Origin of the sequence: Kitasatospora sp. NPDC090091, from assembly GCF_044747365.1 — a bacterium.
Classification (GTDB): domain Bacteria; phylum Actinomycetota; class Actinomycetes; order Streptomycetales; family Streptomycetaceae; genus Kitasatospora.
In genome coordinates, this window is the sequence record NZ_JBIVDY010000002.1 from 119,868 (window position 1) to 141,732 (window position 21,865).

Annotated in this window: 13 protein-coding genes and 4 tRNA genes; 3 read left to right on the forward strand and 14 right to left on the reverse strand. The window is 76.3% G+C overall.

The genetic code is table 11. The features are described from left to right. Positions 1–54: 54 nt before the first annotated feature. The 4 genes from ACIPSC_RS03525 to ACIPSC_RS03540 form a co-directional block, all read right to left on the reverse strand. Positions 55–3,309 (reverse strand): Ig-like domain-containing protein, encoded by a 3,255-nt coding sequence (locus ACIPSC_RS03525; protein ID WP_400822647.1) that lies wholly within the window; start codon positions 3,307–3,309, stop codon positions 55–57. A gap of 495 nt (positions 3,310–3,804) precedes the next feature. Next, positions 3,805–3,880, reverse strand: a tRNA-Arg gene (locus ACIPSC_RS03530). 33 nt (positions 3,881–3,913) lie between these two features. Then, positions 3,914–3,989: transfer RNA gene (locus ACIPSC_RS03535), tRNA-Arg, on the reverse strand. Between the two features lie 269 nt (positions 3,990–4,258). Beyond that, a tRNA-Ser gene (locus ACIPSC_RS03540) sits at positions 4,259–4,352 on the reverse strand. A 176-nt stretch (positions 4,353–4,528) separates the two neighbouring features. On the opposite strand from ACIPSC_RS03540, the gene ACIPSC_RS03545 reads away from it, so the two are divergent. Then, positions 4,529–8,299 (forward strand): PAS domain-containing protein, encoded by a 3,771-nt coding sequence (locus tag ACIPSC_RS03545; protein WP_400822649.1) that lies wholly within the window; start codon positions 4,529–4,531, stop codon positions 8,297–8,299. Positions 8,300–8,414: 115 nt separating this feature from the next. On the opposite strand, the gene ACIPSC_RS03550 is transcribed toward ACIPSC_RS03545, so the two are convergent. Continuing rightward, positions 8,415–10,076 carry a long-chain fatty acid--CoA ligase gene (locus tag ACIPSC_RS03550; RefSeq protein ID WP_400822650.1) on the reverse strand — a complete coding sequence of 554 codons (1,662 nt, stop codon included), beginning with the start codon at positions 10,074–10,076 and terminating at the stop codon, positions 8,415–8,417. A gap of 183 nt (positions 10,077–10,259) precedes the next feature. On the opposite strand from ACIPSC_RS03550, the gene ACIPSC_RS03555 reads away from it, so the two are divergent. Beyond that, a complete protein-coding gene (locus ACIPSC_RS03555; protein WP_400822651.1) occupies positions 10,260–10,457 on the forward strand; it encodes a hypothetical protein in 198 nt (65 codons plus the stop codon). A 166-nt stretch (positions 10,458–10,623) separates the two neighbouring features. On the opposite strand, the gene ACIPSC_RS03560 is transcribed toward ACIPSC_RS03555, so the two are convergent. Together ACIPSC_RS03560 and ACIPSC_RS03565 are read right to left on the reverse strand one after the other, a co-directional pair. Continuing rightward, on the reverse strand, positions 10,624–12,000 hold the full coding sequence (locus ACIPSC_RS03560; protein WP_400822653.1) for a hypothetical protein: 1,377 nt from the start codon (positions 11,998–12,000) through the stop codon (positions 10,624–10,626). A gap of 94 nt (positions 12,001–12,094) precedes the next feature. Further along, positions 12,095–12,967, reverse strand: coding sequence for a DUF1906 domain-containing protein (locus ACIPSC_RS03565; RefSeq protein WP_400822654.1), 873 nt, complete (start codon positions 12,965–12,967; stop codon positions 12,095–12,097). 152 nt (positions 12,968–13,119) lie between these two features. Here ACIPSC_RS03565 and ACIPSC_RS03570 point away from each other — a divergent pair, with 152 nt between their 5' ends. Further along, positions 13,120–14,187, forward strand: a complete 1,068-nt coding sequence (locus tag ACIPSC_RS03570; protein ID WP_400822655.1) for an EamA family transporter — start codon at positions 13,120–13,122, stop codon at positions 14,185–14,187. A 101-nt stretch (positions 14,188–14,288) separates the two neighbouring features. Here ACIPSC_RS03570 and ACIPSC_RS03575 read toward each other — a convergent pair whose 3' ends face one another. From ACIPSC_RS03575 to ACIPSC_RS03605, 7 genes are all read right to left on the reverse strand, one after another. Next, complete coding sequence (locus tag ACIPSC_RS03575; protein WP_400822656.1) at positions 14,289–15,071, reverse strand: pyridoxal 5'-phosphate synthase; 783 nt, start codon at positions 15,069–15,071, stop codon at positions 14,289–14,291. A gap of 419 nt (positions 15,072–15,490) precedes the next feature. Further along, a complete protein-coding gene (locus ACIPSC_RS03580; protein WP_400822657.1) occupies positions 15,491–15,820 on the reverse strand; it encodes a hypothetical protein in 330 nt (109 codons plus the stop codon). A gap of 456 nt (positions 15,821–16,276) precedes the next feature. Beyond that, complete coding sequence (locus ACIPSC_RS03585; protein WP_400822659.1) at positions 16,277–17,641, reverse strand: FAD-binding oxidoreductase; 1,365 nt, start codon at positions 17,639–17,641, stop codon at positions 16,277–16,279. Positions 17,642–17,956: 315 nt separating this feature from the next. Continuing rightward, positions 17,957–19,381, reverse strand: coding sequence for an MFS transporter (locus tag ACIPSC_RS03590; RefSeq protein WP_400822660.1), 1,425 nt, complete (start codon positions 19,379–19,381; stop codon positions 17,957–17,959). 88 nt (positions 19,382–19,469) lie between these two features. Further along, on the reverse strand, positions 19,470–20,303 hold the full coding sequence (locus ACIPSC_RS03595; protein ID WP_400822662.1) for a MerR family transcriptional regulator: 834 nt from the start codon (positions 20,301–20,303) through the stop codon (positions 19,470–19,472). A gap of 105 nt (positions 20,304–20,408) precedes the next feature. Further along, complete coding sequence (locus ACIPSC_RS03600; protein WP_400822663.1) at positions 20,409–21,530, reverse strand: peptidoglycan-binding protein; 1,122 nt, start codon at positions 21,528–21,530, stop codon at positions 20,409–20,411. A 196-nt stretch (positions 21,531–21,726) separates the two neighbouring features. After that, positions 21,727–21,814: transfer RNA gene (locus ACIPSC_RS03605), tRNA-Ser, on the reverse strand. Positions 21,815–21,865 lie beyond the last annotated feature (51 nt).

The window sequence follows — 21,865 nt, forward strand, 5'->3', positions numbered from 1 at the left end:
AATCATCCGAGCCGGACCTGACGCGCAGGCACATGAGCGGATGGTCGGAGTTGTTCAGCGCCGCCGTCGGCCGGGGCCCCGGGCGAAGACCCGGCGGGTGATCAGCCCGGCCCCGGCGAGCAGCAGCAGGACACCGGCGAGGCCGCCGCGCCAGCCGTCCGACCGGGAGTGGTCGGACGCCGTCTGCGTCGCCTCCGCCCCCGGTCCGGTGGGCCGACCGGCGGGCGGCGCGGCCAGCGCCCGGGAGGACTCGACGGCCGTCCGGCCGGCCGCCACCGCCGTCGCCCCGGAGGCGGCGGCAGTGGCCGAATGGGTGGTGGCGGCCGGCGCGGTGGCCGCCACCGTGGACGGAGCCGCGGGCCGTGAGCCGGACGGGGTCGCCGTCGCGGAGGCGGACGGCGAGACCGGGTGGACGGACGGGGCTGAGGACGGGGACGCGGACGCGGACGGGACCGCGGAGGGGGACGGGACCGCGGAGGGGGACAGCGACGACGGGGCGGACGGCGAGACCGGAGGAGCGGAGGTGGCGGCCGCCGGCGACCGGGACGGCAGCGGCGGCGGGGTGCTCCCGCCGGCGGTCGCCGCGGGGGCGGATGCCGCCGGGGCGACGGCGCCGGTGACCGGGGGAACGGTGATCGGCAGCAGCCCCGGCGGTACCGGCATGGGTGCCGGCACCGGCTCCACGGCCGGGGTGGCCGGCGCCGCAGGCTCGGCCGGAGCGGTGGTCGCCGGCGCCACGGGCACCGACGGCGGCGCCGCGGACGGGGACGCCGCGGGCGGCGTGGACGCCGTCGCCCCGGACGGGGACGCCGCGGGCGAGGGCACCCCGGCCGTCGGCGTGCCACCCGGCGTGGGGGCGGACGGCGCCGGAACGGACGGCGTTGCGGGACCAGCCACCGTGGGAGTCGCCGCAGGTGTGGCCACGGACGTCGCCGTAGGTGTCGTCGCGACCGACGGAGCCGCCGCCGCCGAGGGAGCCGCACTGACCGACGGGACGGCCGACGCCGAAGGAGCCGCACTGGCCGACGGAGCCGCCGTGGCCGCCGGAACCGCCGCCCGGACCGTGACGGTCACCGCGTCGGCCGCCGTCCCGTTGCCCGCCCGGTCGGTCGCCGTGACGACCAGCCACTGCTCGCCGTCCACCAGATCCCGGTTGGCCGTGCAGACCCAGCTGCCGTCGATCGCGGCGGTGGCCCCGCAGGCCACGATCCGCTCGGCCGAGGCCGCACTGCCCGAACGGGCGGTGACGATCACCGCGGCTTCCGGTTCCGCGCGCCCGGCCAGCTTCGGCCGGGCCACCCGGACGGTCTCCCCGGCGGCCGGCACGGTCAGCACCGGCCGGTCCGGCGGAACGGTGTCGACCACCAGCCCCATGGCCCGGCCGGCCGTCCGGTTGCCCGCCGCGTCCACCGCGGTCGGGGTGAGCCGGTGGCGCCCGTCCGGCAGGTTCTCCACCGGCAGGCAGGACCACGCGCCGTCGGACCGCACCGCCGTGCTGCAGAGCTCGACGGCGGGGCCGCTTCGGGCACCGGCCGGCTCGTCGACCACCGACACGGTGCTGCCAGGCTCGCCGGTCCCGGTCAGCTGGAGGCCGGGGTCGTTGGTGAACTCCGGGACGGTGAGCGCCGGGGCGGCGGGCGGCGCGGTCTTCACCGTGATCCGGACCGGCTCGCCGCGCAGCACCAGGCCGCCGCTGGTGGTCTCGACCGGGGTCAGGCTGTGCGGCCCCGCCCCGAGCGGGCCGCCCGGCCGACAGGACCAGTCGCCGCTCCGCTCGACCCGGGCCCGGCAGAGCACCGCGTCGCCCTCCCGGACCTCGACCGCCGCACCTGCGACCGCGCCCTCGCCGCGCACCTGCGGGCGGGCGTCGGCGACCACGGCGCCGTCGACCGGGATGGCGATCTCCGGGCGGGCCGCGCCCACCGTCAGCCGGATCCGCTGGTCGGAGACCTGGCCGGAGTCGGCGAAGCCGCCGGCCGGCACCAGCTGGGCGGCGTCCCGCCCGATCCGCAGCCGGGCCCAGGTCTCCCCGGACGAGGCGTTGGAGGGGACGGTCCACTCCAGGGCCGCGCTGTCCGCCCCGGGCTGGATCTCGGCCTGCACCCGCTCGGTGGCGTCGAAGCGCCCGTTGCGGTCGAAGTCGATCCAGCCGGCCAGGGTGGCCGGTGTGCCGCCGACCGAGACCGGAACGATGAGCCGGTAGTAGCGGCCGATCGCCGCCTCGGCGGGGTAGCTGATGGCCGGATCGGCGCCCTGGTAGTCGCCGTGTCCGGGCTGGAGCTGCGGGGGCGCGGGGTTGGACCAGACGCTGTGCCGGCCGGCTCCGTGGTCGAGCTGGACCAGCGGTTCACCGCCCGCCCCCGCCGGGACCCCGGCGGGGGCGGCCGTCGGCGCCGTCCCCCCGCCGGTCGCGGACCGCCGGCCGTTCGGGCCCGAGGAGCCCGCGTCCGCACCGAGGAAGAGGTCCGACAGCAGGTGGGAGGCGTTGCCGTAGTCCTGCGGGGCGGTGCTGACGCCCTCGTCCAGGGTCACGGTGTACGCCTGGTCCAGGGGCTCCGGCGCGGTGCTGCTGCCGGCCCGGGCGGTGGAGCGCAGCTCGACCCGGAAGACGGCGGTGCGGAAGGTGCCGGCCAGCTCAAGGCTGCCCTCCGCGGCGGAGCCGGCCGAGGCGTCCTCGGCGCCATCCGCGCCGGCCGGGGTGAGGGCGTTGCCGTCGACCGTCCAGCCGGGCCAGTCGGTCCGGTTGACCAGGGTGGGGGCGCTCGGCGAGCCGCCGGTCAGGGTCAGCCGGGTCGCGGTGCTCGTGCTGCCGCCTCTTCCGGTGGCCGTTCCGGCCAGCCCGCTGAGGTGGAGCCGGGGATTCCGCACGGCCCGGGAGAAGGTGAGCTGAAGCGTTCCCACGGTGCGCCAGGAGCCGTCCGCCTGCGAACGCTCGGGGGCGATCCGAAAGGCCTGTGCGGGATCTCCGGGCCGCACGCCGTCGGTGTAGAGCGCGGCCGCCCGGCCCCCTCCGGCACGGTCGGCCAGTTCCCCGGGTTCGGCGATGACGGCCATGCCCGGCGCGGCGGCGAAGTCGAGCTGCACGGTGAGACCGGAGGGAAGGACCGCGCGGTGTTCCCCGGACCAGCCGTCGGGGGACTGCTGGGCCGCCGACGGCGGCGGATTCCAGCCGATCAGCAGTCCGGCGGCCAGCGCCGCCGAGGCGCCGGCGGCCGCCGGGCGCAGCCGCCGCCCCCGGGCTGCCGGGGCACCGTGCCGGTCCGGGGCCGGAGCGGACGGGGCGGCCTCGCGGGAGAACTGTCGGCTCATCCGGCTCTCCTTCGGTATCGGCTGCCGGGGCGGCCGATGGCCGGGCAGTCTGGGCACAAGATCCGACAAAACGGAATCACGATCCTGGGCCGGTCATACCGCGACACCTGCGCGGGAGGCCGTCTCCCACCCGATTGGCGGGCATCCGACCGGCAGGGCGGGGGTACCCGAAAGGGACGCATTTCATCCGTTGGGCAACGTAACGCCGTGAATGTCCGGAAATCCCCGCGAATGCAACCGAATGCCACCGTCCGGCACCTGAACATGCATCGGGCGGATCGGCTCAGGCGGATCTGCTCGGGCGGATCAGCTGGGTCGGATCGATCCGAACGGCCCGCGCGCCCGGCGGCGGTGTCGACGCCGCCGGCCGGCACCCTCAGCGGCCGGGGTGCCCGGCACTCCCGGCGACCCCGGCACCGGACGGCCGACCGCCGGGGTGGCCTCCGCCACCCGGGAACGGGAGAAGCCCCCGGCCGGTGGCCAGGGGCTTCTCGCTGGTGCGCTCAGCAGGATTCGAACCTGCAACCTCTTGATCCGTAGTCAAGTGCTCTATCCGTTGAGCTATGAGCGCAAGTGCCGGGCAGGGCCCGGTCTTGCGGGGTTTTGGTGCGCTCAGCAGGATTCGAACCTGCAACCTCTTGATCCGTAGTCAAGTGCTCTATCCGTTGAGCTATGAGCGCTCGCCCTGGTGAACGTGCCACCGGGGCGGTGCGGGGACAACATTACATGACCTGCGACGCGGGGCGAAATCGATTGATCCGGGCCCCTGCCGCCCGCCCGCCGACCCGCCCGGATCCGGCCTTCGACACCACCCGGCCCCGACTCCGGGCCGGGTGCACCCCAGGTCCTGCCCTCGGCTCGCCCCGGCCCCGGCCCCGCCCGCGGCCGCGGAAATTGGCCCGGACATGCGAGAAGCCCCGCCGACAAGATCGTCGACGGGGCTCCCGGCTGGCGGAGGCTGAGGGATTTGAACCCTCGATGGGCTTTAAGACCCAAACCGCATTAGCAGTGCGGCGCCATAGACCGGACTAGGCGAAGCCTCCCCACAAAGACCGGACCCGCAGGGCGGACCCGTTCCGTGTGCCTGTGATGATGCCACAACCCGTGGGCTCGGCACCAACCACCGACCACGTTACTAGGCGGGTCGTCCCCGCCGCAAAGAAGAATGAGATACTGCCGTCTCCGGAGGAGCTGCCCTGAGCCGAGGAGACCTGTCGACGTGAGCAGCAGGCCGATCCGAGGCGCTGCTCGCCTCGCCGCCATACTCGACGCCCTGCCCGACGCGTTGCTGCTGGTGAACAGCAACGGCACCGTCGTCGATGCCAACAACGCCGCCGTCCATGCCCTTCAGGCGCCCGGCACGTCGCTGGTCGGCATGGGCGTGCTGGACCTCCTGCCCGAGTTCGATCCGAGCCGGATCCCCGGCTCGATGCGCCCGGCGGCCCGCGAGGACGACGCGCTGGACCGCCCGGTCCGGATGACCGCCTGCCGCACGGACGGCACCACCTTCCCGGTCGAGGTCTCCGGCAACGACTTCGCCGACGACGGGGCGTCCTCCGGCGACGGCCGCGGCTACGCGCTCTCGCCGCTCGTCCCCTACGACCCCTACCGCGAGGGCTCCCGGTCCTCCGCGAGCGACCTGCTCCTGCTGCTGGTCCGCGACCTCTCCAGCCGGCTCGGCGTCGAGGCGGAGCTGCGCCGCCAGCACAAGCAGACCGAGATGATCCTGCGGGCCGCCGCCGAGGGTGTCCTCGGCGTCGACCTGGAGGGCCGCTGCGTGCTGGTCAACCCGGCCGCCGCGCACATCCTCGAGTACCGGGCCAGCGAGCTCGGCGGACGCGAGCTGCACCCGCTCATCCAGCACTCCCGGGCCGACGGCACCCCGCTGGCGCTGGAGGAGTCCGCGCTGCTGGACACCCTGACCTCCGGTCGCAAGCACCGGGTGCGCGGCACCGTGCTCTGGCGCAAGGACGGCCGGCCGGTCACCGTCGACCTCACCACGGCCCCGGTCCGGGACGGCGACCAGCTGGTCGGCGCGGTGATGACCTTCACCGACCGCAGCCGTGAGCTGGCCCTGGTCGCCCGCAACGAGCACCTCACCGCCGTCCTGGAGAGCGAGCTGGGCGGCGCGCTGACCGCGCTGCACCGGCGGATCGACGCGCTCGCCGCCGACCCGGCCGGCCAGCTCTGGCCCGAAGCCAACTGGACGCTGCGGCGGCTGGCCGACGAGTGCCGCCGGTTCGGCAAGCTGATCGACGGGGTGCTCGCCCACCAGCGCTCCGAGGCCGGCGAGGCGTCGTCCGGCAGCTCCGGCGGGGGCGCGGGCGAGGGGCGGACCGGCAAGAAGCCCGCCGAGCGCGTCCCGGTCGCCCTGGACAAGGTGGTCCGGCGGGCCGTCGAGCACGCGGGCGAGCTGGTCGGCGCCGGGCGGGTGCGGTTCTCGGTGCACGCCGCCGCCGTGGAGGTGATCGCCGACGAGCAGCGGCTCGCCCAGGCGCTGGCCCACCTGGTGGCCGACGTCAGCGGCGTCACGCTCTCGCTGGACGCCGCCCCCGGCCTCCCCTCCCCCGGCCTGACCCCGGGTCTGCCCGCCGCCGGCGGGACCGCGCAGGGGTCGGCCGAGCCCGAGGTGCCGATGGTGGTGCTCGCCGCCGCCCAGCGCGGCGACGTCGCCCGGGTGGAGATCCGCGGCCCCGGCCGCGGCGGCAGCCCGGTCCACCTGCCGATCGCCCGCGCGGTGGTCGAGCGCCACGGCGGCGTGCTCCAGCCGCACGAACTGCCCGGCAAGGCCGGCACCACCTACGTCGTCGAGCTGCCGCTGGACCCGGCCGCGGCGAAGGCCGCCGCCGAGCGCGCCGGCGCCGAGGGCCGGTCGGACCGGCCCAAGGAGAGCGACTCCGCCGTCCTGCCCGAGCTGCCCGGAATCCCGCAGCTGCCCACCGCGCAGCGGCCCGAGGACGGTGCCGAGGGACCGTCGGACGGTGCCGCCCCGGCCACCGATCGCACGGACCGGCCCGCGGACGGCGATTCCGCCGAGCAGCCGGCGGGCGAGCGGCGCGGGCGCCGCGGCCGGCCGGCCCCCGAGCAGCAGTCCGCGCAGGCCCGGCCGTCCGGCGACGGTGCCGCCCCTGCGGACGGCCCGGGAGGTGCAGGAGCGACAGGCGGCGCGAACGCCCCGATCGCCCTCGGCCCCGCTCCGGCCGCCGCCGGTACCGCGGCCGCCCCCGATGCCGCCGAGCAGTGGCCGCACGCGCCGGCCCGGGTCGAGCGGGCCGTCCCCGAGCAGTGGAACGGCACCGGCAACGACGCCGCCTACGGGCGCCCGGGCCTCGGTGGTCCCACCCCGCAGGCGGCCGACCCCTGGGGCAAGGACGACGGCCGGTCCGGCACCGCGTACGCCGTCCCGGTCGACGGGCTCCCGGAGGACGACCGAGCCGCCGCCGAGGCGCGCCCGGCCGGTCCGCGCGGACCGCTCGCACTGGGCCCCGCGCCCTCCGACGCCCCGGCAGGGACCCCGGCGCACGGGACTCCCGCCGACGGCACGCCGGCCGACGGCACCCCCGCGGGCGGCACGCCGACCGGCGCCGAGACCGGCCCCGAGGCGGCCGGCGCACCGGAGGCGAAGCCCTCCCGGCGGCGCCGCGCGCTGCCCGCCGCCGAGGACTCGTCCGGCGGGTTCGCGCTCCCCGGCGTCCCCGACGCCGGCACCCCGCACTACCCCGGCCTGGAGCACGCCCTGCCCGCCGGACCCTCCCCGGCCCTGCCCGAGCCGGCCGCCGCGCCGACCGGCCGCCGCCGACGGCTGGCCGTCCCGCCGGGCCCCGGCGCCGAGCCGCAGGCACCGGCCGAGGGCCCGGGCACGGCCCTGGCGCCCGCGCGCCCCGCGCTGCCCGCCCCCGGTGCGGCACCGGACGGCCGCGAGGCCGGCCCGCAGCCGGTCGCCACCGGGCTGGCCGAGCTGGTGCCGGCGCGCCCGATGCACGCGCCCGCCGTACCGGGCGACCAGCAGGACGGCGCCGGCCGCGACCAGCACGGCGGGCCCGACCAGGCCGGCTTCCCGGCCGCGCTCCCGCCCGCACCGCTGCCGCCCGCGCCGGTCCCGCTCCAGGGCACCGGTGCGCCCCTCCCGTTGCCCGCGGCCGACGCGCCGCAGCCGCCCGCCGGGCAGGAGGCCCGTACGGCGCCGCGTCCGATGGCCGAGCTGCCCGCCGCCGGCAGCGAGACCTCGGAGCACCCCGCGACCGCCTCCGGCGAGGACGGCGGACGCCGGCTGCTGGTCTGGCCCGAGCCCGACCCGGCCACCCGGCAGGCGCTGCAGGAGCGCGGCTACCACCCGGTGATCGTCCGCTCCCGCGAGGAGGTCGACGCCCAGGTGGCCGGCTTCCCCGCCGCGCTCTTCGTCGACCCGCTGACCGGACCGATCACCCGGACCGCGCTGCAGTCGCTGCGCACGGCCGCGCTCAACAGCCGCGTCCCGGTGCTGGTCACTGCCGGCCTCGGCCAGGCCACCCGGGACGCCGCGTACGGCGCGGACCCGGCCGTCCTGCTGCGCGCGCTCGCCCCGCGCGACGGCGAGAACCACGCCCCGCGCGTGCTGCTGGTCGAGGGCGACCCGGACATCGCCGCCGCCATGATCAGCAGCCTGGAGCGGCGCGGCATGCACGTCGAGCACGCGACGGACGAGAACGACGCCGTCGCCCGCGCCAGCAGCGTGCAGCCCAACCTGGTGGTGATGGACCTGTTCCAGATCCGCCGCCGCCGGGTCGGCCTGCTGGACTGGCTGCGCGCCAACGACCGGCTGCACCGCACCCCGCTGGTCGTCTACACCTCGGTGGACCTCGACCCGCGCGAGCTGCCCCGGCTGCGCACCGGCGAAACGGTGCTGTTCCTCGCCGAGCGCTCGACCACGGCGGACGTCCAGTCGCGGATCGTCGATCTGCTCGGGCGGATCGGCGCCATGGGCGAGGCGGGCGTCGCCGCGGCCGGCTGACGGTCGCGGGCCACGACGGCCCGGGCGGCCGGCCGACCGTCGCGGCACGGTTGCGGAAAGGCCGAGGGCCGGCCGCCCCTTCCGGGGTGGCCGGCCCTCGGGCCGTGCCGGTGGGCTACTCCTTGCCGAGCAGGGTGACGGTCAGCTCGTCCGCCGCGTAGCTGGCGCGGATCACCTTCTTGTCGAACTTGCCCACCGAGGTCTTCGGCACCGACTCGACGATCGACCAGCGCTCGGGCAGCTGCCAGGAGGCGACCCGCCCGGCCAGGAAGGCGCGCAGCTCCGGCAGTCCGGCCGTGGCGCCCGGCCGCAGCACCACGGTGGCCAGCGGGCGCTCGCCCCACTTCTCGTCCGGCACCGCCACCACGGCCGCCTCGGCGACCTCCGGGTGGGCCATCAGGTGGTTCTCCAGGTCCACCGAGGAGATCCACTCGCCGCCGGACTTGATCACGTCCTTGGCCCGGTCGGTGAGGGTGAGGTAGCCGTCCGGGGTGATCGTGCCGACGTCACCGGTGCGGAGCCAGCCGTCCTCGGAGAACTTGTCGTCCGGGCGCTCCGGGTCGTTGCCGGCGCCGCCGTAGTACGCGCCGGCGATCCACGGACCGCGCACCTCCAGCTCGCCCGCCGCGACCCCGTCGTGCGGCATCCGCTCGCCGGCCGGGCCGATCAGCCGGGCCTCGACGGAGGCCGGGAAGATGCCCTGGGTGACCCGGTACGGCCATTCCTCCTCCGGGGTGAGGCCGCCGGGCGGCTGGGCGAAGGAGCCAAGCGGCGAGGTCTCGGTCATGCCCCAGGCGTGCACGACCCGGATGCCGTGGCGCTCCTCGAAGCCCTTCATCAGCGACGGCGGACAGGCGGAGCCGCCGATGACCACCATGCGCAGGGTGGAGGTGTCGTAGTCGCCCGCGTCCAGCTCGTCCAGCAGGCCGCTCCAGATGGTCGGCACGGCGGCGCTGACGGTCGGCTTGAGTGCGGAGATCATCTCCGCCATCGGCTTGGGCTGGAGGAAGCGGTCCGGCATGAGCAGGTTGGCGCCGGACATGAAGGCGGCGTGCGGCAGGCCCCAGGCGTTGACGTGGAACATCGGGACCACCGGCAGCGCGGTGTCGCGCGGGGTGAGGGCGAAGTTGTCGCCGGTGTTGACCTGGAGGCAGTGCAGGTAGACCGAGCGGTGGCTGTAGAGCACGCCCTTCGGGTCGCCGGTGGTGCCGGAGGTGTAGCAGAGCGCGGCGGCCCGGCGCTCGTCGATGTCGGTCGCCCAGGGGTACTCGGTCGGCCGGTCGGCGATGAGCTCCTCGTAGTCGTGCACGGTGCCCGCGAAGCCGTCCAGGACGGACCGGTCGCCGGGGCCGGTGACCACGATGTGCTTCAGCGTCGGGTTGAGGTGGGGCAGCACCGCGGCCAGCAGCGGGAGCACCGTGCCGTTGACGATGATCACGCGGTCGGCGGCGTGGTTCACGATGAACGACAGCTGGTGCCCCGGCAGCCGCAGGTTGAGCGTGTGCAGCACCGCGCCCATCGACGGCACCGCGAGGTAGGCCTCCAGGTGCTCGGCGTTGTTCCACATCAGCGTGGCCACCCGGTCGTCCCCGGTGACACCGAGCTCGTCCCGCAGGGCGTACGCCAGCTGCGCGGCGCGCGCCCCGACCTCGGCGTACGTCCGGACCACCGGCCCCGTCCCGTCCCAGGTCGTGACGGTCGAGCGCCCGTGGATGGTCGCGCCGTGGGTGAGGATCCTGGCGACGGTGAGCGGTACGTCCTGCATCGTGCTGAACACGGGTCCTCCTTGACCGGGCGGCACTGCGGCTGCGACGGCGCCTGCTACTGGTGGGTAACGCGGGCAGTCGAGCCCGATTGTGCCCTTCCCACCTCGCCGCTGTCAGCATCCCGGCCCCGCCCGGCCGGTCACGGATTCGCCGCGGTGCCCGGGGCCGGGCGGCGGCACGGAATACTGGGCCGCATGAGTGACACAGGTGACGACCGCCGGGTCGACCCGGGGCCGACCGGGTTCAAGGTGCCATGCCCGTGCTGCTCCGGCGGCGTGCGGACCCGGGCCCGGCTGGGCGTGCGGTCGGACCGGTCGGGGACCGGCCACATCCCGGAGACCTGTCGGGACTGCGCCGGGAGCGGCTGGCTCTCGCTCGGCCTCCGGGGCTGATTCCCCTCCGGCAACGGCCCGGGGCCGCACCGGACGAATCCGGCAGGACCCCGGGCGGGACCGGCACGACGGTCGGTCACATGACGGCCGGCCAGGCGGCCCGGTGCGGTGGGCGGGCGAGGTGGCCGGTGCGGCACCGCGGCCGGGCGGCCCGTCAGGCGGCCCGTCAGGCGGCCCGGTGCGGCTTGTAGAGGCGGACGCAGGCCTCCGGCTCGGGCGTGTACGCCGGGTCGAGCACCCAGCCCTGCTCCGCGGCGATCCGCAGCACCTCCTGGGCGCCGGCGCCGCGGTAGGTGGCGAGGTTGACCCGGGTCCGGGCGGGCACGACCGCCCGGACGACGGGCGAGGGCACGCCGGGCTCGTCGGCCTTCTTCGCGGGCGCGCCCCGGCCGGGCTTCAGGATGCGCCGGATGTGGCGCTCCCAGGCCGCGGAGCTGCCGGTCAGCTCCGCCCAGAAGGCCCGCGGTCCGACCGCCCAGCGCGCACCCCAGCGGTCCCAGTAGTCCGGCTGGGCGTGGCGCCCCCAGAAGAGCAGCAGGCTGAACACTCCGCAGAGCGGCACATAGGCGATCTGCAGGACCAGGATGAACGGCAGCAGCAACGCCGGGCGGCTCGGCTGCGGCCCCCACGGTGTGCCGGGGGCCGCCGGCGGGTCCAGCGGGCCGGGCGCCGCCACCGGGGCCGGCGCCGGGAAGACCCGGCGGAGCCGGACCCTTCCCTCGTCGCTCGCCCCGCCCTGCCAGCCGTACCGCTCGGCGATCCGCACCACGCCGGCCGCCCCGAGCCCCCGGTAGAGGCGCAGCGCGAGCTTGACGTGCATCACGCGGGAGAAGTCCTCCTCGACCGCGCCGTCGCCGAACGCGTGCCGCCGCTCGGCGTCGCGGATCCGCCGCTCCACGATCGGGGTGACGTAGCGCTCCCAGTCCTCCGGCCTGCCGGTGAGCTCGGCCTTGAGCCGGCGCGGCGGGATGAAGGTGCGGTTGACCTTCAGCCAGGCGTCCGAGGAGGGCCCGGACGGACCGCTGCTCCCGCTCCAGAGCAGGAGCGCGAACAGCGCCACCAGGGCGGCGATCCAGAGCGGCGCGTAGATCCACTGCAGGGTGAACTGCAGCAGCACGGCGACCGGGTTGCGCCGCGGCGCCGGGCCCGGCCGGCCGCCGAGCGGGCCGCCCGCACCGCCCGGTGCCGGGCGCTGCGGCGCGGGCGCGGGCTGGTACGCCGGCACGGGCTGGGCGACGGGCGCCGGCTGTGAGGGGACCGGCTGCGGCGGGAGCGGCTGCGCGTACGGGTTGGCCGGGTACGAGGCCGGAGCCTGGTACGGGGCCGGAGCCTGGTACGGCTGGCCGTACGGGTTCGGCGCGCCCTGCGCGTACGGGTCGGACTGGCCGTACGGGTTCGGCGCGCCCTGCGCGTACGGGCCGCCGCCCTGGCCGTACGGGTTCGGTGCCCCTTGCCCGTACGGGCCGCCGCCCTGCGCGTACGGGTTCGGTTGCGGCGCTCCACCGTGCCCGCCCGCTCTTCCGCCGTACCCCTGGTCCGTCATGCCCGTCCCCCGTCCTTGACCAAGCCGACCTTGATCGAGTCGACGGGCAACCCTATCCGGACCGACGGGCAACCCTATCCGGCCCGTCGGGCCGTCAACTCGCCAGCGGGGCGTCGACCTCGTTCCGGTCGATGACCAGCGTGGCGCCGCCGTACGTCTCCTCGACGTTGCCGCGGTGCTGGTGGACACGCTGGTGGTTCGCCCAGAGGTCCGGGGTGAGCGGGCCCTCGGCAGCCGTGTCGGCGTGGTCGTTCCAGCGCGCGTACCAGAGGGTGTCCGGCAGCGGGGAGCTCCCGGCGCGGGCCGCGGCGGCGAGATCGGCGATGCCGGAGTCGAGGCTGGAGTAGAAGCCGGCCCGGAAGCCCGCGCCGTGCAGGCCCTGGGTCCAGCCGAGCGCGAAGTCGACGACGGCCTGGCCGCAGGCCGGATCGTGCGGCGGGTAGGCCTCGATGTCGAGGAAGACCGGGCCGCCCCCGCCCAGTCCGACGGCGCGCAGGCCGCGGACCGCCGCGGCGGCCTCCTGGCGCCCCTGCTGGACGGCGCGGGCCGGGTCGATCCGCAGCGGCTTGCTCCCGAGCTCGCTGCACGGCGCCTGCGGCCCGACGTGCACCGGGAGGAACCGCCAGCCCATCGCGCGCGCCCGGCGGACCCAGCCCGCGGTCAGCTGCGGCTGGGCGCAGGCGCGCTGGCTCCCGCTGGTGTAGATGCCGAGCGCCCCGTACGGGGAGGCGCCGCGCCAGGCCCGCAGGGTCTCCAGCGGCGGTGCGGTGCACGCGTCGAAGGCGGCGCCGCGGTAGGTGTCGCGGGCGGCGGGGGGACCGGCCCGGTCCGGCAGGACGGTGGCCCGGATCCGGGGGCCGGCGGCGGCGACCGCGACGGTCTCCGCGGCGCCCGCGCCCGCCCCGTCGACGGCGAGCAGCAGCACAAGGGAGGCGGCGGCCATGGCCGTCGAGCGGAGATAGCGCACCCGGCCTTGATACTGACGGACCATCGGACGATTGCGGCAGCCGCGCCGGGCCCGCCGGAGAAGCTCACCCTTTCGGGGGCACCCGTCCGCATCCGTCCCGATATTTGTAACGAGCTTGCCCCATACTGACTCCTTACGGCAAACTCACCAGTATGCCCACGCCCCACCTCAGCGAAACCACCGCTCCGGCGCCGGCCTCCGCCGCCGCCGAGGCCCTTGCCATGCCGCCCGCCCCCAAGGGCGAGCCCGCCGGCGAGCGCGGTGGATGGCGACGAGGCGGGGCTCCCGGCTCGGAGCTGCCACCGGAAGCACTGTCCGCCGGGCCGACCGGCCGGCGGTCCCCGAACTTCCTGCGGCGCCCGGAGCGGATCCCGGCGCCGCTTCTCTGTCTGGCCGCGATGCTGCTGGTCCAGCTCGGGATCGCGCTGTCCAAGCCGCTGTTCGGCCCGCTCGGGGTCAGCGGCACGACCTTCCTCCGGCTGGGCTTCGCCGCGGTGGTGCTGCTGGCCGCCACCCGGCCGACGCTGCGCGGGCGCCGCCCGCGCGACCTGGCCGCCGCCGCCCTGCTCGGAGTGGCCTCCGCAGGGATGACGTTCCTGTTCGCCGGTGCGATCGACCGGCTGCCCATGGGCACCGCAGCGACCATCGAGTTCCTCGGCCCGCTCGCCGTGGCGCTGGTCTTCGCCCGGCGGGCCAGCCACCTGGTCTGGGCCCTGCTGGCGGCCGGCGGCGTGGCGCTGCTGACGCTGCTCGGCGAGGACGGTGGTGGGTCGTCGCTCGACCCGGTCGGCCTGGCGTACGCGTTCGGGGCGGCCGCCTGCTACGCCGCCTACATCCTGTTCACCGACAAGGTCGGCGCCGCGTTCCAGGGCTTCCAGGGGCTGGCGGTGTCGATGACGGTGGGTGCGCTCGCGCTGGCGCCGTTCGGGCTCGGCCAGGCCTGGGACGGGCTGACCGCGCCGGGCGCCTCGCCGCCGGTGCTGCTGCTCTCGGTCGCGGGCGTCTCGCTGCTGGTGCCGGTGATCCCGTACGCGCTGGAGATGACGGCGCTGCGGCGGATGCCGCAGCGGGTGTTCAGCGTGCTGGTCAGTCTGGAGCCGGCGGTCAGTGCGCTGGTCGGCCTGGTGGTGCTGGGCCAGTTGCTGGGCGCGGCCCAGCTGGCCGGGATCGGCTGCGTGGTGGCCGCCAGTGTGGGCGCCACGCTGACCGGGCGGCGCTGACGCCCGGTCGGGTCGGAACCTGACCGGGGGCGGAGCGGGGCGGGGCGGGGCGGGGCGGGTTCGCGGGAACGCGCGCCGCGTCCCCGGCCCGCCCCGGCGCCCTACGGCCAGAGCAGCGTGCGCGACCACTCCGGGGCGCGCACCGGGCCCGTCCGCGTGTAGCGGAGCCGGACGTGGCGGCGGTCCGCGTCGCCCTGCCAGAACTCCACCTCGTTGGCCCAGAGCGTGTACACCGCGTGCCCGGCCGCCACGGCGTCCGGAGTGGCCTCCAGCCGGCGGCGGGCGACCGCGACCGCCTCGTCGTACTCGTCCAGCGAGCCCAGCGGCTCGCTCTGCCGGCCGACCAGCGCACCGACCCGGGCGGCCGGGGAGCGGGTGGCGAACTCCGCCCCGGCGACCTGGTCCGCGGCCCGCTCGACCGTCCCCCGGACCCGCACCTGGCGGCCGAGCTGGGGCCAGTAGAGGGTGAGCGCGGCGGCCGGGTGATCGGCGAGCTGCCGGCCCTTCGGGCTGTCGGCGGCGGCCGAGAAGACCCAGCCCGTGCCGGCGGCGTCCACGTCGCGCAGCACCAGGACGCGGGCGTCCGGCATGCCGTCGGCGTCGACCGTGGAGAGCGTGGCGACCTGCGGGTCCAGCACACCGGCCGCGAGGGCGGTGGCCAGCCAGTCGACGAAGAGCGGGCCGGGCTCGCCGGGCGCCGCCTCGGCGTCGAAGGAGGGCAGTGGACGGGCCATCGGCGGGCGGCCGAGCAACAGCTCGGGCACGGACCTGGCTTCGGGCCTGGCCTCGGGCTTGGTCTCGGACCTCGCCCCGGCCCTCGGGTCGGGCCCCGGCGCAGGCCTGGCCCCGCCCGGACCGTTCAGGCCCGCCTCCTCCGCTGCCATCGCGCCCTTCCTTCCGGTTGCCGCGGCCGCAGCCCCGCGGCGGCCCGACCGTCGGGCCCGGGCGCGGGTTTTGCGCTGTCGGAGCGCAACCGTACCGCCGCGGGGTGACGGCGCCGCGTCCACCCTGGCCGGTCGGCTCCGGGCGGCGCACCTGCCCCGGCGGCACCGGGCGTTCCGCCCGAACACACGGACCCCGGACGCACGCGTGGGCGGTGCCGTCGACGGCACCGCCCACGCGGCCGGTTTCGCGGTGACCCTTTCCGCTGCCCCGGATCGTTCCCTGCATCGGATCGTCCCCTGCTGCGGCTCCGCGAGCGCCTTCCGGCCGCCCGGAGCCGCCACGAGCCCGCCGCGGATGATCGGCCCACCCGCGGCCGTTCCACCTCAGGCGCCCCCGCCGTCGGTGGGACCCGTTCCGGTCAGTTGAAGACCGGGGCGAAGACGACGTTGACGTTCTTGTTGGCCTGGCCGACCAGGATGGCGCCCGAGTTGTCCTTCACCGCGAGGGTGTTGGCCTGGTTCGAGGCACCGGAGCCGGTGGCCGTCTGCTGGGTGGAGACGTAGTTGCCGTCGACCGAGCCGAAGACGTTGCCCGTCCCGACGTTCGACACCACGCTGCTGTTGGAGCCGTCGTTGGCCGCCGCGCCGTTGTCGGCGGCGGCGGAGCCGGCTCCCGCGAGCAGCAGACCGGCCGCGAGCGGAGCGGCGCACAGGAGACCGGCCAGCCGGCGGGTGCGGATGCGAGCCATGGGGTGTCCTCCAAAAAGCTGTACATCGTGATTGCGTAATCGTTCGATCGTGCAAGGTGGTGCATTCCTGCATGAGGTGCGGGAGTTCGCCGGCCAGACGAACACCTGCGGGCTGCGACGCCGAGAGACAGACTTCCGCAACAAATCGACAAAGCGCCACCACGCCGCAGCGTTTTCGCCCTTTAGCGTGATATCCGGGGCGTCGGCGAATAACGCGCTCCAGAGCGGAGAGCGCGCCGACACACCGGCGCCCACCAGGGATTTCGCCCGGACGGTCGGACCCGGAGGAGCTTCGGACGACGGCGCGCGGAGGGCACACGCACGACCGGGCGCACCATCGCGGCGCAGCACACCGGTGAATGCGCCCCTCGGGGGAGCGTCACCTTCCCATGTCGATATATCCAGCCATTCTATGACCGTCCCACAATCCTATTCAGCTCACCGGAGGAAAGGACCTCAGACCGCCTTGCCCGGGTTGAGGATGCCCAGCGGGTCGAAGACCGCCTTCAGCTGCCGCTGCAGCTCCAGGGCCACCGGCCCCAGCTCCCGCGCCAGCCACTCCCGCTTCAGCAGGCCGACCCCGTGCTCCCCGGTGATCGTGCCGCCCAGCTCCAGCCCCAGCGCCATGATCTCGTCGAAGGAGCGCTGGGCCCGGGCCGACTCCTCGGGGTCGTCCGCGTCGAAGATGACGATCGGGTGGGTGTTGCCGTCGCCGGCGTGGCTCACCACGCCGATGGTCAGCGCGTGCCGTTCGGCGATCTCCGCCACGCCGTTGAGCATCTCGGCCAGCCGGGAGCGCGGCACCGCCACGTCGTCGATCATCGTGGTGCCCAGCCGGTCCAGCGCCGGCAGCGCCAGCCGCCGCGCCTCCAGCAGCAGCTCCGACTCCGCCTGGTCGTCGGCCGGCACCACCTCGGTCGCCCCGGCCGCCCGGCAGATCTCCCCCACCGCGGCCAGCTCGCCCGCCGGGTCCGGCCCGTCGAAGGCCACCAGCAGCAGCGCCTGGGTCGACTCCGGCAGCCCCATCTGCCCGAGCTCGTTGACCGCCCGGACGGTCACCGCGTCCATCAGCTCCATCAGCGACGGCGTGAGGCCGCGCGCCATCACCTCGCAGACCGCCGCCCCGGCCGCGTCCGCGCTCGGGAACTCCGCGGCCAGCGCCAGCTGCGGCGCGGGAGCGGGCCGCAGGGCCACCACCGCCCGGACCACCACGCCCAGCGTGCCCTCCGAGCCGACCAGCAACCGGGTCAGGTCGTAGCCGGCCACGCCCTTCGCCGTCCGGCGGCCGGTGGAGAGCAGCCGCCCGTCCGCCAGCACCACGTCCAGCCCGAGCACGTACTCGGCGGTGACGCCGTACTTGACGCAGCAGAGCCCGCCCGCGCCGGTGCCGATGTTGCCCCCGATCGTGCAGGACTCCCAACTGGACGGGTCCGGCGGGTAGGAGAGGCCGAGACCCGCCGCGGCCCGCGACAGTTCGGCGTTCACCACACCGGGCTCGACGACCGCGATCCGGTTCACCGGATCGAGCTCCAGGATGCGGTTCATCTTCACCATCGACAGCACGATGCAGCCGTCCACGGCGTTGGCCGCGCCGGAGAGCCCGGTCCGGGCGCCCTGCGGCACGACGGGGACGCGCAGGTCGGTCGCCGTCCGCAGGATGTGCTGCACCTGCTCGACCGTCTCCGGGAACGCCACCACCGCCGGTGTGCCGGCCGTGCAGAAGCCGGCCATGTCGTGGCTGTAGGCGGCCATCACGTCCGGGTCCACCACCAGCGCACCGGGCGGAAGGCCCTGTGCCAGCCGGTCCGTCAGATCACTCATCGCCGCCTCCGCTCGTCCGGCGCCGCGGAACCCGGTGGTCGCCCCGGGCCGGCGCCGCCCAGTCCGTACGCCGTCGGGCCGCGGGCGCGCCACTCGTGCGCGGCCGGGTCGTACGCGGCCCATCGCCTTCGGTGGCACTCTGCCCGGCGGGTGCACGACCGGCAAGTACGCCGTCCCGGACGGGGCGCCCGGGGCGGGGCGCCCGGGGCGGGTGCTCCGCCGGCGACCGGTGCTCCGCCCGGGACGGAGCGCAGGCCCACCGGGCCGCGGTTCGGACCCACCGGGCCGCAGGTTCAGGCCCACCGGGCCGCAGGTTCAGGCCCGGCGCAGCGTCGGGGAGGCGAACGCCGCCAGGCCCGCCGCGCCGGTGGCCAGCGCGCAGAGCAGGGCCGGCGGACGAGCGCCCGCCGCGTCGGCGAGGACCCCGAGCAGACCGGTGGAGAGCACCAGCGCCCCGCTCTGCACCAGCGTCAGCACGGCCTGCACCCGGGAGAGGTGGGTGCTCGGCGCGGCCCCCAGCACCAGCGGCCCGATGTGGCAGGCGAACAGGCCCGCACCCGCGCCGAGCACCACTCCTCCGGCGACCGCCACCACCGCACCCGGCACGGCGCCGCCGAGCACCGGCGCGTCCCCGACCGGGCCGCCCGGCGCCCAGGCCAGCAGCGCGATCCCGGCCGACGCCGTGCACAGCCCGGCCGCCGCCCCGACCCCGGCCCGCCGCAGGCCGCCCCGCCAGGCGACCAGGGCCGCCACCACGAGCACCCCGGCCCCCTCACCGCCGCCCACCAGGCCGGCCGCCCCGGCGCCCCAGTCGCGCGCGCGGGCCAGCAGCGGCACGAGCAGCGACACCACCGGCAGCAGCGCCCCGGCGGCGGCCCCGGTCAGCAGCAGGGAAGCCCGCAGCAACGGGTCTCCCGCCGCCAGCCGGACACCGGCCGCCGCCTCGCGCAGCAGCCCCGACGCGCCGGCCGGCCGGGCGGGGGCGGCCTCCGCCGGGCGGACCCGCAACAGCACCAGCAGGACGACACCGAAGCTCAGCGCGTCGGCCAGCGCCGCCCCCGACAGCCCGCCCAGGGCGACCAGCACCCCGCCGAGCGGTGCCCCGAACAGCGCCGCCACCTGGCCGCCGGCCTGGCGCAGCGCGAGCGCGCGGGGCAGCCGGTCGGCGCCCACCAGCCGGCGCGGCATCGAGCCGCTCGCGGGGAGGTAGAACGCGTCGACCGTGCCGATCACCGCCGCGGCCGCCACCAGCAGCCCCAACGAGGCGCCCCGGCCGGACGCGACCCCCGCGAGGGCGAGGGTGGCGGCCAGCATCACGGTGTCCCCGACGAGCATCACCCGGCGCGCCCCGAACCGGTCCGCCACCGCACCGCCCAGCAGGACGAGGGCCGTCCGGGGCAGCGTGATCGCGGTCAGCACCAGCCCGGCCGCGCCCCCGCCGTGCGCGGACGCGGCCCAGCCCAGGGCGAAGTAGAGCGCGGCGTCCCCGAGCAGGCCGATCTGGACCCCGCCGAGCCAGAGCAGGTACCGGCCCGGCAGCGCGGCCGGCCGTACCCCGGGGCGGGGTGCCCCGGGGCGGGCCGGCCCGCCGGCCGCGGCGGTGACTGCCGGGTCGGCGGACGCCGCGTCGGGGGCCGGGTCGGTGGATGCCGGGTCGGGGGCCGCGTCGGCGGACGCCGGGTCGGTGGATGCCGGGTCGGTGGACGGGGTGGGTGGACCGGGATCGGTGCTCGTCGCCATGCCCGCCGACGGTAGGACCCTCGACCTGGTCGAGGGCAAGCCGCCGGCCGGCCGACCGCGTCACGCCGGGCGACCGCGCGGCCGCGCCCTAACCGGCGCGGACCACCGGCTCCTGAAACTCGGTCACCCAGTCCGCCGTGGACTCCGGGCACTCCAGGTACAGCTCCCGCGCGTACCCCGTCGAGCGGTAGCCGTTCTCGTCGATGAACCGGGCGAGCGTCTGGAAGGCACCCAGCGCATCGTCCATCGAGCCGCGGTGGACGACGGTCGCCGCCGCCTCGATCTCCGGCAGGTCGACCACGGCGAAGCCGTGCTCCGCCGCGGGCTCCACCGCCGCCCCGATCGGGACCGCCACCCGGATCAGCACCGAGCCGTCCCCCTCGGGCGTGTCCTCGTACCGGGCCACCGACGGGCCGGTCTCCGCGACCCCGGCCTCCGCCACCCGCCGGCAGAGCTCCGCGAACAGCGGGCCGATCACCGGCGTGATGTCCTCCGGCTCGTAGCCGGCCGCCACGGCCGTCAGTTCCGCCACCCGGACCGGCGGCACCCGCTTCACCACGACATCCTGCTCAGGCATGTTTCCCTCGCTCTCGATCGTCCGGAGCCTCGCCTCGACCCGGGCCAGCCGCTGGGCGTCCGCCGCCATCGCGGCGGCGAGCTCGGCCCGTCGCAGCCGCAGCATCCCGCGCAGCTCACCCGCGTCCACCCGCTCGTCCAGGACGTCCAGCACCTGTTGCAGCGTGAAGCCGAGGTCCTTGAGCGCGATGACGCGGTTGAGCCGGGCGAGTTGGGCGGCCTCGTAGGACCGGTAGCCGCTGACCGGGTCGACCCGGGCCGGGCGCAGCAGGCCGATCGCGTCGTAGTGACGCAGCATGCGGACCGACACCCGGCCGTGCTTGGCGAAGTCTCCGATGTTGAACATGATGCCTCCAGTGCAGCCCCTCACACGGTGTCATGGTCAAGCACCGGATCCGCGCCCGGCCCGGGCCTGCCCGGCCAGGGCCCGCCCGGCCCGCTCGGGGCCGGCTCAGTCGGTCACGTCGAACCCCCGCCGCCGGCCCAACTCCCGCAGGCTGCGCTGCCCGGGGATGCCGTTCGCGTCCGTGCCCGCGTAGCCGAGGCTGCGCTGGAAGGCGGCGTACGCCTGCACCGTCCTGGTGCCGAGCGAGCCGTCGACCCAGCGCTGCTCCAGGTAGCCCTCGTCGGCCAGCGCCTGCTCGACGATCCGGACCTCGCCGCCGTAGGTCTGGTGCCCCTGCTCGGCGCCGGGGTCGGTCCGGGCCGCCGCGACGACATGGGCCAGCGAGACCCGGCGCGGCGAGGGCAGCCGCCCGAGCAGCCGGCGCAGCGACTCCTCCCCCGGAACGCCGTCCGCGGCGGACCCGGTGTAGCCCAGACTGTGCTGGTAGTCCTGGTAGTTGAGGGTGTCGGCGTCGCGCCAGTCCTCGTCCGGACCGGCCGTGTAGTGCGAGCCGTGCCCCGACGCCACCAGCGCCTCGCCCACCTCCCGCACCTGCGGGCCGTGCGCGCCGTACCCGTACTCCAGCCCGTTGACGGTCACCCGGTACCGGGCCGGCGCGTCGTCCGACCGCGGCGGCGGCAGCGGGGTGCCCGTACCGCCGCCGCTCACGAAGGCGGCGATGCCGGGCAGCACCAGGTTCTGGAACTGCCGCACCCGGGCGTCACCGGGGCAGGCGGTGCCGCCGTCCGACCAGTCCGGGAACAGCCGGTGGTACCCGAAGCCGGGATCGTCCGTGCTGCGGCAGACCCGCACCGGGATGCCGTGCTGGCGGTGCAGCCAGGCGCCGAGCGCGACCAGCGCCGCCACCTGCGCGTCCGTCCACGGATCGGTGTGCTGGTCGTTGCTGGCCGACTCGACGCTCACCGCCCCGGTCCCGTCCGCCCGCCGGTTGGCCCGGTAGTTGGCGTCGGCCCGCGTCTGCGTCCCGATGAACTGGCCGACCGCCCCGTCGTAGCCGACCCCGAAGTGCGACTCCAGGTTGGTGGAGTCCCGCCAGTACTCGTACATCCGCCGCGGCGTCCACGGCGCCGCGATGCTGTGGAAGATCACCTGCGTCGGCACGATCGCCGGCTGCGCGTCCGACTCGGGCTGGAGCTCCATCTTCTCCGCGCCGGGGTACCAGGCCATCTGTCTCTCCTCGCCGGGCCCAGGGCAGTCCGCCCCTTACCCCCGACACACGAGACACCGCCTCCACCCCGAGGACACCCCCGCCCCAAACCCCCCGTTCAGGTGAATTCCGCCCTCCGCTCCCGCCCGGGGGAACGCAAAGGGCGGGTGCCGGATCCTTCCGGCACCCGCCCTGAGCAGGTGGTTCTCCAACCAGCGGAGAGCGTGGGATTCGAACCCACGGTGGCGGGTCACGCCACGACAGTTTTCAAGACTGTTCCCTTAGGCCGCTCGGGCAGCTCTCCAGGCGGAGGTCAGCCTAACGGTTTCGGCGGGGTTCGGTGCACACGGTTTTC